This window comes from Methylobacillus glycogenes JCM 2850 (genome assembly GCF_000617925.1).
Lineage (GTDB): Bacteria > Pseudomonadota > Gammaproteobacteria > Burkholderiales > Methylophilaceae > Methylobacillus > Methylobacillus glycogenes.
Genome location: NZ_BAMT01000001.1, coordinates 187,602 through 201,982, shown reverse-complemented (window position 1 = coordinate 201,982; position 14,381 = coordinate 187,602). Strand labels below are relative to the sequence as shown.

The window sequence follows — 14,381 nt, the reverse complement described above, 5'->3', positions numbered from 1 at the left end:
TTAGGCCTGGCATATTGCGCACAATGCGCACAGTTTGGTGAAGTCGCTAACACCTCAACCAAACACCCGCACACTAAGACAGCAGGAAACGCCATGCAAGCAGATGCCATCATTCAGCGCAGCACCCCCGCCCGCAAGGTGATCCCTATCGTGCCTTATTCGGTCAAGGGGCGTTACCGCAACATCAAATCCATCATCCTCAATATTGCATTTGCGGTGTATTTTCTGCTGCCGTGGTTACCCTGGCATAACAAGGTGGGCCAGGCGCTGCTGTTTGATATAGGCAATGCGCGCTTTCATGTGTTTAACCTGGTGCTCTACCCGCAAGATTTGATGGTGCTGATGGGCGTGCTGGTGATCGCCGCCAGCCTGCTGTTTATCTCCGCTGCCATGTTTGGCCGCATTTTCTGTGGTTTCTTCTGTTTTCAAACCTTATGGACTGACGCTTTCCGTTTTATTGAAAAATGGATACAAGGTGAAGCCCAGGCACGCAAGCGCCTGCAACAAGCCCCCTGGGATGCGCGCAAACTGGCTTTAATTGGCAGCACCCATCTGCTGTGGCTGCTGCTGGCATTGGCCACCGCGCTGACCTTTACCCTTTACTTTGCCGAGGCTGGCACTCTGCTGCGCCAAGTGATTGCGGGCCACGCCCCGGTAGCGGCTTACATCACCATCACCGTACTGACTGCCACCACCTATGTGGCGGCTGGGTTTGCGCGTGAAGATATCTGCTTTGTGGCCTGCCCCTACGGCAAATTTCAGGGGGTGATGCAAGACCCAAGCACCGTCAGCGTGATTTACGACCAACAGCGTGGTGAACAACAACTCGGCCGCAAGGCCCCCACAGCCCAGCTCAAAACCCCGCAAAGCCGCAGCGAACAAGGCTATGGCGACTGCATAGACTGCGGTTACTGCGTCAATGTCTGCCCTACTGGCGTGGATATCCGCAAAGGCTTCCAGATAGGCTGTATCTCTTGCGGTTTATGTATTGATGCCTGTGACAACATCATGGACAGCCTCAAACTGCCCAGAGGATTGATACGCTTTGACAAAGATGAAAACCTGCAACCTGCCCTGGCAGGGCAAAATACGCCAGCTCTCGCTGGGCAAGATAAAAAAGCAAAACAGGATCATCAGCAGGCGCAGAAAAACCGTCAATGGATGCGCTGGAAACGTGCCGCTTACGCCGCCCTGTTGCTAGGCAGCATAGGCTTCACCTGGCACGCCATTGAAAACCTCAGCCCCTACACCGCCATGGTGCAGCAGCAAAGGCAGCCACTGGTAACGCAACTGGCAGATGGCAGCTTGCGCAACCGCTATCAGCTACGCATCAGCAATAAGTCAGGTGTCACCGAAACCTACCGTATAGAAGTACATGGCTTGCCAGAAGGAAGTTTTAAGGGCTGGAAGCAGATCACCATACCTGCGGGCAAATCCTACGGCAGTGATTTTAGTATCACTTTGCCAGCTCCATTGGCGAAAAGCACAAGTCAGTTTGAACTGGGGGTTGTTCCGTCCAGTCAAGTGCAATCTAGGGAGCGATTCACCGTGCGATATTTCAGCGAATAAACATGGCAATAAGTGCGAGCTTGACCATCAAGATCAATCCCTTAGAGCGCCCGACCAACGACAAATTGGATAATTGGCTAATCAGTTGGTTGGCAATACCGAAAATACGAAGTTCTGTATTCATAGCCATCTGTATAACAGCCACCATTAAGACTGTAACTCTCGTCTGTCACTGTGTCCATCCAAAGCAAATTACCTTTAGTATCCCAAGCTTTCACCCTAATAGGGTTAGCTGAAGCTGGGACTATATAGCTCCAGGAAGTAATGCCGTTTCGGGGTAGGATAGGCGAAACAGCTTCATAATCACGTAAGTAAGGTCGCACAAGGATGCTGAAGTCAATCGTGTACTTAACATCGTAAAAAGAGTAGGTGGAATGAAAAATCGTGAAGAACTTTGGCATTTTTTTAACGACGAACGGTTTCCAACTATACCCATCACACACCAAAACAGTCTCATTAGGATAAAGTCTCTCAGGATTAGCCCGTCTAGCAAAAGAGTCGCTGCCAATGTTACAAGGATCGTTAATGTTCACGATTTTTTTCAACGCAAGGTTAGTAACTGCCGCTGTTTTTTGCACTGTTAAATCATTGGTGATCTCTACACTCCCCCCTCCCCCATTAGGGTTACCCAAAATGGTTGTGCCATTGATTTGAGTATTGCCATTAATTTGAGTATTGCCGTTGACTTGAGCATTGCCGTTTACACTTAACAAGCCTCCGACATTCACATTACGCGCCGCTGTGATATCAGTACCTGCGTTAATTGTGGAAGTCGACGAAACAGTATTACCTCCGACATTACCACCTGCCACCACATCCTGAGCCGCATTCAAGTTATTGGTATAAATTCCTGACCCAACTGTAGTAACTATGTTGCCCTTGGCCAACAGCGCCCTGTTATTGGTGATAGCGTTTCTATTCGCCAATCTATCGCTGACGGGTGCGCTGGTATCAGTGCCTATCGTTGCGGTATTGATTGTTGCGGTATTGATTGTTGCTGTATTCATTGTGGCAGTATTGACTGTTGCGGTGCCTATAGTTGCGCTTTTGCTGTTGAAATCGTTGACGCCAACCAGGCTGTAGTTGTCAAAATTCCAATCGGCTGTAGGCGGACGCGTACCATCACGGTAGGCAAAGCGCTCATTGCCCAAGCCCCAGCCATCATAAGCCGCAAGAATCCCTATCGCCCCAGTGCCATTGGCCTCAACCACGGGATTAGTTGCGATGTAGTTGTTAAACAGATTACGTAACCTACCATCCCCCCTACCGGAGATAGATAGCCCTGGCCGTCCATCGCAGCCACCGCCGCACCTATGCGCGCCCCTGAGCCAAATAATCTTTGGTCGATACGGTAAGGCTGTAGGTTGAATACCCAGCTTTGCAAATTGAAAGGGCCAGTCTGAGGGTTGCAGGTTCTAGCCTTACATTCACGCTGCAGGAGAAAGGCGTAAACATTTGTACGAGCAAGGTTGTTAGCCCTCACAATGCGGTTGCTATCGGTGGGGAGAACCAGGTTACCGTTGCTGCCTGCCGCAAGCACCCCAACCGCAATCAATTCTTGATAAGTCGGTTGCATGCCATTATCGACGACAAAGTCACTTTGACCTTCACGAGGCACTGCCATTGCGCAAAGAGATCTCCCCTCAAGTGAATGTCCTCTTGGGTAAACGCCTACGGATGGTTCCGGCAACGCTCCTCCAACCCGAAAGGTGGGTTGACCACAGGCGAGTGGCAAGCTCATGAGTCTATCCTTGTTCTGGGTTTTGTATTCAATCAAGGCGGCGCTCAAGGCCAGCATGTGCTTTCCCACTGCACGGCCTTGATCTACGCGCCTTGAATATTCAAACATGCTGAGAGAGCCCACGATGGCCACCGTCATCAGCGCAAAGGTGACGGCCAGCTCAATCAGGGTAAACCCTTGTTGCTGTTTTCTTACCTGCATGATCAGCTCCCTGTGGCTTTCCCTGCCTTATCTTCCAGCAGCAGGGATTTGCCATCATAACGATTGGCTTGTATGGGAATGGGAAAGCGATGTGAGGCGGTGAGCACCCGCATAAAGCCTGGCGTGCGGCTGCGCATGATGTCTTCTTCCATGCCTTTAAAGGCATATTGCACACTGGCCAGCATCTGCACTTCTCGGTCACTGGAAAGGTGGCCGATAAAGAAGTTTTCGGTCTGCGCCAGCAAATCGTGATTAACGGTAGAAGGTGACTGTGTGGAGTAAACAATGCCGATATTGAACTTGGCGCCTTCTTTGGCAAAACGCGAATAAACGTCAATGACGTTGCCAGAGTTGGGCGGGAAGATCATGTGCGCCTCTTCAAAATAAATCTGCACATAGCGGCCATGCATTTCATTGCGCACAAATTTGGATTCTTGTTGCAGAAACACGGCGACTGATAGCGTTTTTGCAAAGTAGCGGATGATGCGTTCGTTGGCACTGCCCAGATCGACAATGACGGTAGAGCCTTTATCAATGGCGGTTAAAATTTCGCTAATAAAATCATCCACGCTGGGCGAGTGGAAAGGCACCGCAGGGCGCAAAACATAAGGCCCGGCCCCGACCTGCGGGAACAAGAAAGCCGCCATGATCTCTTCATCTGCATCGAAGATGAAGCGGCCATCGCGCCTCAGGCTAGGGTCGTTGGGGTAACTCAGGCTAAAACGCAGCACCACCAGCATTTCATCTATCATTTCGCCAAAGGTGCGTGCCTGTGGTGGCGGTGCCATGCCATTCATGGCCTGAAAAGCGGCCAGCCGCAGCGACTGAATAAAGCCTGGATTAAAGGGAAACTCATAGCCACAACTAACAATTTGCTGGCGTAAACGCGCCTCATCAAACTCAAAGCCTGCTGCATGCAATATAGTCCAGAACACCATGAGTTTGCGCAGCCTGCGCTGGGCACGCTCGGTGCCGTCATGTGAGGCGTGTTGCAGTATGGGCAAGCGACAGGTCAGCAAGGGGCGAACATAGTCAGATTCAGCCACTTCCGCTGGCAGTAATTCGCGCAGGGTATCCATGGCTTCTGCTGTGCGTTCGTAAAAGTTAAACCGCAATAGCTTGGAATTACCGCTGGCGGTTTTTTCTGAGAGGTAGTAAAGAATGCAGCGTTTGGGGTAAACCGCGGCTATGTTTTCATTGCCATCTTGTGGGTTGCTGTTGGCATATTCGCCATTGACGTCAAATATGAGCTGCCCCACATCATTGCTCTCATTCGTCACATCCAGCATGCCTTGCACCAGTAGTTTGACCACATTGGATTTACCCAAGCGGGTCTTGCCGAACATGGCGGTACGCTTGCCGCGGATATCCAGCATGGACAAGGTGGCGGTGATGCCTTCGTTATGCTGGTAATCTAGGGTTTCACCATCGCGCAGCAAACCAAAGCGTATGCGCTGGCGCTTATCGACAGTGCCATTGACGAATAAATGCCTGACGCGGGTAGTGGGTACAAAGGCTTGATAATGATCAACATGCGCCAACTGGCCCACATCGCCCGCAAAGCCTACGCCGGAGTTGGAGCTAGGCGCATGGAAAAACATGCCTAATATGCGGCATTCCATAAGCACCCATTCATCGCTGCGTTTGTCTGCTGTCAGCAGCATTTCCAGGCGTTTATCCTGCGCTGAGCCCGGCTCGGGCCAGGGTTTGTAGGCCAGCACGCGTAGCACTATCGGGCGTTTGGCATCCAGCATCGCGGCTTTGGGTGGCGTTTCCAGTGTGACTTTGCCCGAGCAGTTGAGCATGTAGACTTGCGCGCCTCGCGCCATCAGATCATGGGCTTGCAGGGTTTTGGATGATACCAACAGCAAAACCCTGTCATGATTGACCTCTACCAAAGGCCCCAACCAGAATTCCGGCACAATATCATTGGGTTGTATCAGCAGCACGATTTCTTTCCTTTCGGCATGTTTGCAGTTGTTCTAAAAACGCTGGGCACGCGCAAGCCTGGCTAACACTTGGCTGGCATAGCGCTCACGTAATTGGGGGTGGGAAGAGTTATAGGCACCCAGTGCTTGGGTGGTTTTGCCCATGCGGCGGAAGTTGTTGCTCAATATCCAGGCACCGATCAATACACTGGTACAAGCATCCATCAAGTCTCGCGCCTCTATGCCATGACGCTTGAGCAGCGGTAGCCAGCGTGAATTGATTTGCATCAGCCCGGCATCCCAACTGCCGTTGCTGTTGAGGTTAAATGCCCGCGGATTCATGTTGGATTCCTGCTCTGCCACTGCGCGTAGCAATGAGGCTGATACGCCGTAATGCTGCTCGGCCAGCTCGAAACACTCTGCCCGCCCATGAAGGGAATAAGCCACCAGAAAAAAGCCTGCCAGCAAGGTGAGCAACATACGGCCAGGCATTAGCGCAATCAGGGTGTGAGGTCGCTGGTTCATCATCTCATCCCGGTAGCACTTTGCTGGATAGCAGATTGCATTTCGAAGGCGGTGGAAAAAAAGCCCATCATCATGATGCCCAATACCACGCCAGCCACCGCCATCATGATGCCATTAAGCTTGCCTGCAGACTCAACCATGCTGCGCTCGATTCGATCAATTGAACCCACGCCAATCTTGACGAAGGCAGCCACAGGGTCACGGCGCTCTGCCGCATCCTGCACTCTGTCCTCCATGGCCATACTCAATACTCCGGTACGGAATGCGTGCCCAAACTGGGCCGCATGCTCACTCGCCAACCCACGCAAAATCTGCTGCAGATGCCAACGCATCCACGGGGTACTGAAGCGTATGGCGCGCTCCAGGGATGAGCGCAAGGAAACCCCGGTGCGCATCAACGAGGACAAAGACACGATTAACATTGCCCCGGAAAAATCACGGTACAAGCTGTAAGGCATCCAGTTATCCACCTTGCGCCGCCATGGCCCATGCCAATTCGGTAACGATCTGACAAATGCCACGATTGCCACGATAAGGCAGATGAGGATGATGAGGCCGTCATGGCGCACCGTGCTGGAAATGACGTACAGTATCCGCCCCAGCAAAGGCCATTTTTCCGGCGCCATGAGTTCTTCAAGCACGGGGACAGCAAAGAAGGAAAACCCGGTGAGCAAGGCCGCAAAGATGACGAACAACATGATGGGATAGATCACCGCCTTGCGCATGGTGAGCATCATTTTGTCTATCTTTTCCACTGTCTCGGACATGAAATAAAGCCCACGTGAAAGTGCCGCATCCCCTGCGGTTTGAATCGCATCTATCATGATCAGCTCACTCGGCGGCATGATGCCGCGCAAGGCTTGTGACAATGAGCCATTCATGGATTCACGCAGCATCTGTTGATAGAGTTTGGCTGCCGATGGGTCACGCTTGCGCGCTCGCATTTCATAATTGCGCAGCGTGGTGAATAAAGGCACTTTGTCCTCTAGCGCACTGGCTAGGTCGTAGTAAAAATCAGCGCGGCGTGCAAGCAATGCGCGTTTGGCCTGCCAGAGTTGAAATGAAGTTAATAGCGACATAATGTAAAAATGGGCTGCACTCAGTGCGTTTCACGTTGCAATGAACGTGCAAGCAAAGCAGCGCTGCCAAAAGTGCGTTCAAAATAATAGGGGTCTACCGTGCCCTCAGAAACATCAAACAGCACATGGCCCCAGGCCTCTTTGCCATCCATATCGGCACTGGCAAAACCTTCTGCCTGGCGCGAGCGCCAATACCGCCTGGCCTCCATATCACGGCCAGTGGTGAGCATTTCCAGCATGCGCCCATCAGGCACTATGATTTCAGCGCCTACCTTGACGCCAGAAGTGCCATTACGCTCGCTGGCGCTGTAATCAATGCCGGGCTTGCGGCAATGGCCGCAGCCACTGTCACTGGCGCAATAGATGGTGTCGGGGTTGAGGCCAAAGGCAGTGGTATACACTTGCAGCGCCTCTGGCTCATGACTTCACGCGCCGGGATTTTGCAGTGTGGGCAATTGATAGGCACCAGCACTTGATATACCAGGGCTGAAATGAATTCCAGGCTGCATAAATCCTGCCGTTTCAAACCTATGCCATCCGAGCTAAGCCGCGAAATAATGCCCAAGGCCGAGGTTGCGTGTACGGTAGAGAGAATTTTATGGCCAGTCTGAATCGCCGCCTGGGCCATCTGGCTGAGATCTGGTCACGAATTTCGCCAAACAGGCCCACATCAGGGTCCATACGCAGAAACGCCAGCATGGCAGCGTGAAAAGGGTCACTTCCCGGTGCGTTTTCTGCCTTGCGCTGGATAGACATATGTGTGACGCCGGGCAGTTCATACTCCACCGGGTCTTCAATGGTGATCAGTTTGCGTGATGCGTTGCGCGTGAGGCTGGCCAACAGGGTGTTCAAGGTGGTGGTTTTGCCTGACCCTGTGATACCTGCAATAAACAAGCCGCCCCAGGCAGACCCCATAGCGCCTTCAAGCTGATTGACCTGCCACTCAGTAAAGCCTAGTTTTTCCAGCGTGAGTATGCGCGATTGCGTGCTGGAGCCTGAGGATTTGAGGATGCGGATCACCACATCAAAGCCGCCCACGGCGGGATGGCTTTGATAACGCAAGGTGAGGCGTTGCTGCGGCAGATCGAGCGGTATCATGGCTGCCTGCGCCACGCTGGCATTGAATGCCACCTCGGTACGGGAACGCTCCTCAGCCAGCACCGTATAGGCGGCAGAAATTCCTTCCAGCGCCACCTGGGCTGGATACCCTGCAAGATGCCGCATCATGCCATCCAGCCGCACCCTTAGGGTTGCCACGCCGTTGCGTAATTCAAGGTGTATATCGCTAGCCCCCACCAGCAGGCAACGCTGCACTATTCCACGAAACCATTCCAGCGGTTGTGACTTGGTCACTATCTGGTCTATGACCCGAGCGTCCTGCTTGGCAGTCTCGCTCACAGGCTGAGCCTGCTGGCGGTTGATCAAATCAAACACTTCAGCAGACGCTGTGGCATAACCTGCAAACTCCAGGCCTAGCGTTTTGCCTTTGCTGATGAGGAAGTACCAGTCAGGGCTGCGCAATTCCATTTCTGAAGACAAGATGAAAAAGCGTCGGTCAGGCAGGCCCAGCGCTACTAACTCTGAGACCTTTTCTTTGGGCACAATGAGCATGCGCGCACGGTTTTTATCAACTTTGCTATCACTGCCCACCGATAACACGCGGGTGTAAGGCGGCAATTGTTGATAATCCACAATGTGGATTTCAGGCTGAATAGGCTCAGCCTTTACGCTCATTTAAGCGTTCCCTCTTGTTCCATGGGCAATGAACTGGCGCGCTGTGCAGAATCGGACAAGCCGCCAGCTACCGCCGTAGCAGGTGCACCAAATTTGTACGTCATGGCTGATACGCCATGTGCGGGCGCCTTAGCAGCAAGCGCTCTTGCACCACGCCGTGCTTGTGTTTCTTATCCGCGCTTTTCACTTTCCGCCCCAGCAATAGGCCATCCGCGGTCAAGGTCATGGGTATCCAGTTCCCTAACTCAGGCAGGCGCTCATCAGAATCAAGCTGTAATATTTGACCATCCATGGCGTCCAGCTGAATCAGCTTACCGTCCAGCCACACTTCCGCCCATACTCTTGACCCTATCGCCGTGATAGACCAAATCCTCGGGTTGACAATCGGCGCAATGACTTGTGGTACATGCGGGGTGACAGGGTTGTGGGCAGCAGGCGGAAGTGGTGTTGCGGCTGGTGGTGTTACGGCTGGCGCTGTCAGCCCCAGATGTGCACGCTCGGCTTCAGCCAGCTCGCGCATTTTGCGCCTACGCGCAGCCTCTATCGACTGCCCCATGGTTGCCCTGAAGATTTTGCTGGTTTCATCCTCGGTCTGGCTATCAGGTATGTTGTTTTCAAGCTTGGCCCCCTCAGCAGTTGACGGCTGGGCGGGCATTTGCCTGGAGGCGCTATCTATGGCCCCGGATTGCACATTGTCCGCGCCTTTAGCAGTTAATGAACAAGGCAAAAGCAAGCCCAGCACCACTAGCCAGGCGTATATCCCAGTATTCATGCGGTTAGAAAGGGATTCAGAATTTCTTGGCTTTGGCATACAGCGCACCTGTTAATTTGTAATGGGCTTTTAATCCATCAATCGTGACCAACAATGACTGTGGGATAGCGTCACCTGGCAAATTGACCGCAGGCAGGGACCAGATATCGTCTTCAATTTCCCATGGCATCATGGCGACTGGCTTTTTAATGGGAGCGATATCTGTCATGCCGGGAGGGCCGAATAACACTGGTTTTTCTAACTTGACGCTCACTTTCAATAGCGACCAGTCCTGCAGCAGGCTGCCCCATTGCAAAGTGACCGCACGTAGCAAGGGCAGCTTTTCTCTATCCAGGCCTTTGCCTGAATTAGCAGCAGCGCTTTCCTCATTAACAGCGCTTTCCTCATTAACAGCGCTTGCCTGATCAATAGCACTGCCGCTGCTTATCATGGAAGGCAGTTGATGATGTGTTTCCAGCGTCATGTTCAGGAGATTGTCAGTCGTGGCTACATCCAACTCAGGCACATCGATGGCGTTGGAAGGTTTAGGGCTGTCAAAGTCCCTAAAGCTGCCATGAAACCTGACCCAGGTTGCCTTGCACCCTATGGCCTGGCATTCAACACGTGCCAACATCCAGCCTTTATGCTGTATGGGCAAAGCTTCGAGCAACTCACGCCATTGCCGCAGCAACAGATTGCCTGGCGTTCCCGCGTTCTTTAATAAGCCCTGTATCGCCTGCTCATAGATATAGTTAGGGTCACTTTCATGCGCAATGCGTGCGGCTTCTTCTTGGCGCTTGCGCTCTTCCGCCTGTTCATACAGATACCAACTCACTGTAGATGCCAGCACCACCGTGACAAATATCGCAATACCTACCGCACGCCGCAAAGGTCTGTTGATCAGACGCTTGACCAGGAGTTGTGGCCCCAGCAAAGACACCAAGGTATCCAGGCGCACCTGCTCGGCATTGGGCAGCTCAGTACTTTGCAGATTGGTCAGGACACGAATCTCATGCCCAACATGCATGGCCCTGAACTCGGTCAATATCACCATGGCTTCATCCAGGCTGGGCAATAACAGATCAAAGCCTGAAACAGGCTTGCGATCGACCAAGCCAATGAAACACACCTGCTGCCCGAACTGGAAGATATAGACCTCCACCTCAGTTGAGGCCAGTTGATCCACCACAACCAGCACGGCTGAATAGGCTTTACCCCGGCCTGGCCCCAGATCTCTTGCCAAACCAACCAGGCTGCCGTCCGCCATCAGCGCGGCATAGTTAAAACCCGCATTGCGCGCTTCCTGCAAAGACTGCTCTACCTCCACTCCCGGACTAAGCGGGTTCCACTCCAGCCCAAACACCAGCCGCACGCCGGACAACATCACCGTGCTTGCCTGATGCGTTGGCTGCAATGTTTGTAGTGCTGTTTGCTGAAACTCAGTGCCTGCCTTGGTTAGCTGGCTGCCACCAATCTTGGATTTGGTACGGGTTAGCCATAAACGCAGGCGCTGTAGGGGGGTCAACGCCATTTAGTTTTCTACCAGCCTGGGGGTAATCAGGATAACGGTACCCACTTTGCTGCGGCCGCCACGCTTACTTACTGGCAATACGCCACGCACAATGTCAGTGTCATCCACCTGGGTCTGTTCGTTTTCATAGCCAACCAACACCAGGGTATTGCCCGATTCAACGCTGGTGCGTTGCAAGGTTGAGAATTGCGAGGTTTCCGGCAGTTGCAAGGACTGCTGAGCGGTACCTGAACCTGTAGAAAACTGTTTGATTTCCTTGAGTGAGCTAATCTGCATGACGCTTTGCAGCAGAATGCGGTTGGAATCGAGAATAACCGGAGTCAGCACCATGCTGAAGCCTGTGCTGACTACGCCAGGGGTAATGCCACCTGGGGAAGTTAAACCCGCTGTACTGACAATACCCGCTGTAATCTGGCGCACGTAGGAGACATTGCTGGTAGCACCTACTGGCACTGGCATGCGATTGGTGGTGGTGACCACGCTGGAATAAGAGGTGCTGACCCGGCCATAATCCTGCAAGGCATTCACCACAATATCCACCGCGCGTTTATCCCCGGTGTTATTGAAGGTAATACTGCCAGGGGTGCCGCCAGCGGTTAGGGGGCCTTTTCCTGCGGGTATATCAATATTGAATTGCCCACCAGCACGGTGGAACATGGCGCTCCAGTTAATGCCATTGCTGTATTCATCATTGAACTTAACTTGCAGCACCTCCAGCTCCAGCACCACCTGGCGCAATAACTGATTATTAAAGGTGCGTAGATAAGCCTCCACCCGCTCTACATTACTCAAGGCATCTGTGACGGTGACAATGCCAGACTTAGGGTCTGCCTTGATAAACGCCCGGCTGGAAAGCATGCTTTTGAGGGTATTGGGTAGCTCTGCCCAATAATCGCTATCAATATCAAACGTGACGGACATACTTCCACCGCCACCACTGCCGCTACCTCCACCGCCCCCACCACTACTACTGCCACCGCCACTGCCGCCGCCACTATCCCCGCCTCCCTGAGTGCTGGTAATTTCTAGCGAGCCTTTTACCGCCAAGCCATTGGCAGGGATTTCAAAGGGATAGCCCGGGTGACCACCCGAGAAAAAACAATCTTGCCTTCAAGATATTCCCATTGCAGCTCAGCACGATTGGCAATCTGGTCCAAGAGGCCAGCCAGTGGGCCGCTGTAATTCAGTTCAATGGAGTTTTGCAGCTCATCCTGTGAAATAAAGCCCACTTTGGCGCCAGCACTTGCGGCAGAGCGCATGCTTGCAGCTTCTAGCATGGTTTGTGTCTGCATGGCAGTGTATGCATTAGCGGAGCCAGCGCCTGGCGCAGCAGCTGCACCCATGCCTGGAGTTGCCGCGCCAGCCGCGGTGGCTGAAGTTGTCATTGCCCCAGCGGCCGCGCCAGTAGTGCCACCGCCTATGGGTGCATACACCAGCGCCCCGGCCAAGGCATCTGGGGTCATGATGACGGGGATATCAATCAATCTTGAAATCAGCTCCGCCGCCGAAGCCAGTGAATAACGGCCCGGATAACGCAAAGTCACATTGCCTATATGCACTGGCAATTTGGCTGCGCGCTGCAAAGGAATGGAATGCTTAACAAAGCGGGGAGCAATGTCTTTGACCACCACAGGCAAAGCCTGTTGAGGTTGGCGAATATTGCTCTGAAACTCCCCGCTGCGCTTGATGGCGCTGTCATATTCCTGCCGCGCCTGATTTGAGCTTTTGGTAGCGCAGCCAGTGACAATCAAAGCCACGGCAAGCCCGAGCAAAGATAAAGAATAAACAGGCTTACAGGCTAGCGCATAGTTCATCGACGGTCTCCATCCAGCTGATAGCGCGTAATGCGCACTACCCGCGTTTGTTCGTTTACCTGTGCCTGCAAGGGGTAATCCGTATTCAGCAATGAGCGCATGCTGATATCCAGCACTTCAAGAAAAGTGCCATGCAGACTTACTTGGGCATCAATGGCAAAATCCCGCTCCGCCTCCCACACCAGTTGCCAGCCCGCCACCCGGGTCCAGCGCAACATGGTTTGATAAAAAGTACGGTCAGTCAGCAACACCTGCCATTCCGCACTCGGCTCCGCAGGGTCGCCCGCAGGCGATTCAGGGGTATTTTTTTGTTTAAGCGGCGCACGCGGAGTTTTGATCCACTCCACCGCAGATTCTCCAAGCGCGCGCGCTTGTCCAGCTTTAGAAGACCCATCCTCAGCATGTGCTAGCTGAGTCAAACACAGCCAAGCTAATAGCTGGAATACTGGTTTTTTCATATTTTTCATACGATTAGCCACTTAGAGGATGAATCTCAGAACACTTGTCCGGAAGACTCACCGAAAGATCTCTTTCGGTGAGTGATGGAATATCTGTTAGCAGATATTGCAGGGATTAGCTCATTGGGATAAAGGCAGTAATTGTTTTGGTATTTGCACCAGCAAGAGAGCACTGAGTACCAGCATTAGCCACATTGAATGCCCCTCCTGGAACTTGAACTTGACCATTCGCCGGAGCAGCCTGCCCTGCGTTCGCATTTGCAGCAGGAAGCGGTAACTGGCCTGCCAGCGCTATCCACATACCATCTGCAAGCGATGACAAACCATTGGCCAATATGGGGCAGACATTGTTAGGAACACCAGTGATATAGACGAAATAACCACCGTTTATGCCAGCTGCACCTACAACTGCCGAATTGGAAATAACGGCATATTGCCCGCCGAACTCATTTCTGATGGTTTGAGCAGCTCCTGCCCCAGCGACAATATTTGGTTCAAAAGCGCCTAGCGAAGTAGCCAGATTGGTAGTGATAACAGTTCCACCATTGCCACCCAAAGTCCCTGAAATCAGGGTGGCATTCAGGCGGGGAATAAACTGCAATACGTTGTTGGTACGGTTATTGGCAAGAATACGCTGCACACCAGTTAGCGAACCCACGATGATGACGGACAGAATTGCCATTGCGATGGACAGTTCGATCAAGCTATAACCACGCTGTGACCTTGCTGAGCTTTTGATTTGGTTATTTAAAATAGACATTTTTACTCCTTGAAATATTGATAAGGCAACGCTGCAAGGGATACCCCTGGCTGGTTGACTATAATATAAGCAAAGAATTAATTGTCAACATAAATAATCAATTTAATGACAAGTTAATTAGCAAATACTGCGCATTTACATGCCTGTGCTTTCCACAATACCAAATCAACAATATTTATATATTTAACAAATATTTAAACATTTTTTTCATTAGAAAAATCTCCCATTTTTCAGCCCTAGTAAATTAGGACTTGTAATCAATTACCCATAAAAAAATATATTTTACAATT

The 14,381-nt window shown here is 52.2% G+C and carries 13 protein-coding genes and 1 pseudogene; 1 reads left to right on the top strand and 13 read right to left on the bottom strand.

Going from position 1 to position 14,381, the window contains the following annotated elements; genetic code table 11:
- Window positions 1–93: 93 nt before the first annotated feature.
- A complete protein-coding gene (gene ccoG, locus JCM2850_RS00935) occupies window positions 94–1,569 on the top strand; it encodes a cytochrome c oxidase accessory protein CcoG (protein ID WP_025869427.1) in 1,476 nt (491 codons plus the stop codon).
- Between the two features lie 77 nt (window positions 1,570–1,646).
- On the opposite strand, the gene JCM2850_RS00930 is transcribed toward ccoG, so the two are convergent.
- The 13 genes and pseudogenes from JCM2850_RS00930 to JCM2850_RS00865 all read right to left on the bottom strand — a co-directional run bounded on the left by JCM2850_RS00930 (window position 1,647) and on the right by JCM2850_RS00865 (window position 14,091).
- Complete coding sequence (locus JCM2850_RS00930; protein WP_148301156.1) at window positions 1,647–2,780, bottom strand: autotransporter outer membrane beta-barrel domain-containing protein; 1,134 nt, start codon at window positions 2,778–2,780, stop codon at window positions 1,647–1,649.
- Window positions 2,750–3,511 carry a type II secretion system protein gene (locus JCM2850_RS00920; protein WP_025869424.1) on the bottom strand — a complete coding sequence of 254 codons (762 nt, stop codon included), beginning with the start codon at window positions 3,509–3,511 and terminating at the stop codon, window positions 2,750–2,752. The genes JCM2850_RS00930 and JCM2850_RS00920 overlap by 31 nt, the downstream gene beginning before the upstream one ends.
- Before the next feature lie 2 nt (window positions 3,512–3,513).
- Window positions 3,514–5,460, bottom strand: a complete 1,947-nt coding sequence (locus JCM2850_RS16195) for a helicase HerA domain-containing protein (protein WP_025869423.1) — start codon at window positions 5,458–5,460, stop codon at window positions 3,514–3,516.
- Window positions 5,461–5,493: 33 nt separating this feature from the next.
- Window positions 5,494–5,967 (bottom strand): lytic transglycosylase domain-containing protein, encoded by a 474-nt coding sequence (locus tag JCM2850_RS00910; protein WP_051525211.1) that lies wholly within the window; start codon window positions 5,965–5,967, stop codon window positions 5,494–5,496.
- The gene (locus JCM2850_RS00905; protein WP_025869421.1) at window positions 5,964–7,043 is read right to left on the bottom strand and encodes a type II secretion system F family protein; all 1,080 of its coding nucleotides are present in this window, start codon (window positions 7,041–7,043) and stop codon (window positions 5,964–5,966) included. The genes JCM2850_RS00910 and JCM2850_RS00905 overlap by 4 nt, the downstream gene beginning before the upstream one ends.
- A gap of 20 nt (window positions 7,044–7,063) precedes the next feature.
- A complete protein-coding gene (locus tag JCM2850_RS22190) occupies window positions 7,064–7,444 on the bottom strand; it encodes a hypothetical protein (protein WP_025869420.1) in 381 nt (126 codons plus the stop codon).
- A gap of 83 nt (window positions 7,445–7,527) precedes the next feature.
- Window positions 7,528–8,570 (bottom strand): annotated as a pseudogene (locus tag JCM2850_RS00895) (GspE/PulE family protein); the annotation flags it as partial.
- Between the two features lie 307 nt (window positions 8,571–8,877).
- Window positions 8,878–9,549 carry a hypothetical protein gene (locus JCM2850_RS00890; RefSeq protein ID WP_025869418.1) on the bottom strand — a complete coding sequence of 224 codons (672 nt, stop codon included), beginning with the start codon at window positions 9,547–9,549 and terminating at the stop codon, window positions 8,878–8,880.
- A gap of 16 nt (window positions 9,550–9,565) precedes the next feature.
- Window positions 9,566–11,059, bottom strand: a complete 1,494-nt coding sequence (locus tag JCM2850_RS00885; protein ID WP_025869417.1) for a type IV pilus inner membrane component PilO — start codon at window positions 11,057–11,059, stop codon at window positions 9,566–9,568.
- Window positions 11,060–12,106 carry a secretin N-terminal domain-containing protein gene (locus JCM2850_RS00880; RefSeq protein ID WP_025869416.1) on the bottom strand — a complete coding sequence of 349 codons (1,047 nt, stop codon included), beginning with the start codon at window positions 12,104–12,106 and terminating at the stop codon, window positions 11,060–11,062.
- Window positions 12,097–12,873, bottom strand: coding sequence for a hypothetical protein (locus tag JCM2850_RS21520; protein WP_025869415.1), 777 nt, complete (start codon window positions 12,871–12,873; stop codon window positions 12,097–12,099). The genes JCM2850_RS00880 and JCM2850_RS21520 overlap by 10 nt, the downstream gene beginning before the upstream one ends.
- A complete protein-coding gene (locus tag JCM2850_RS20130; protein ID WP_159105104.1) occupies window positions 12,870–13,220 on the bottom strand; it encodes a TcpQ domain-containing protein in 351 nt (116 codons plus the stop codon). Before JCM2850_RS20130 ends, JCM2850_RS21520 begins: the two co-directional genes overlap by 4 nt.
- A 226-nt stretch (window positions 13,221–13,446) precedes the next feature.
- Window positions 13,447–14,091 carry a prepilin-type N-terminal cleavage/methylation domain-containing protein gene (locus JCM2850_RS00865; protein WP_025869413.1) on the bottom strand — a complete coding sequence of 215 codons (645 nt, stop codon included), beginning with the start codon at window positions 14,089–14,091 and terminating at the stop codon, window positions 13,447–13,449.
- Between the last annotated feature and the right edge of the window lie 290 nt (window positions 14,092–14,381).

Excerpts from the sequence above, each read along its gene's own strand:
- JCM2850_RS00910 (WP_051525211.1), bottom strand. The coding sequence starts at position 5,967 with ATGATGAACCAGCGACCTCACACCCTGATTGCGCTAATGCCTGGCCGT.
- JCM2850_RS00890 (WP_025869418.1), bottom strand. The coding sequence starts at position 9,549 with ATGAATACTGGGATATACGCCTGGCTAGTGGTGCTGGGCTTGCTTTTG.
- ccoG (WP_025869427.1), top strand. The coding sequence starts at position 94 with ATGCAAGCAGATGCCATCATTCAGCGCAGCACCCCCGCCCGCAAGGTG.
- JCM2850_RS21520 (WP_025869415.1), bottom strand. The coding sequence starts at position 12,873 with ATGAACTATGCGCTAGCCTGTAAGCCTGTTTATTCTTTATCTTTGCTC.
- JCM2850_RS00920 (WP_025869424.1), bottom strand. The coding sequence starts at position 3,511 with ATGCAGGTAAGAAAACAGCAACAAGGGTTTACCCTGATTGAGCTGGCC.
- JCM2850_RS00865 (WP_025869413.1), bottom strand. The coding sequence starts at position 14,091 with ATGTCTATTTTAAATAACCAAATCAAAAGCTCAGCAAGGTCACAGCGT.
- JCM2850_RS00905 (WP_025869421.1), bottom strand. The coding sequence starts at position 7,043 with ATGTCGCTATTAACTTCATTTCAACTCTGGCAGGCCAAACGCGCATTG.
- JCM2850_RS00885 (WP_025869417.1), bottom strand. The coding sequence starts at position 11,059 with ATGGCGTTGACCCCCCTACAGCGCCTGCGTTTATGGCTAACCCGTACC.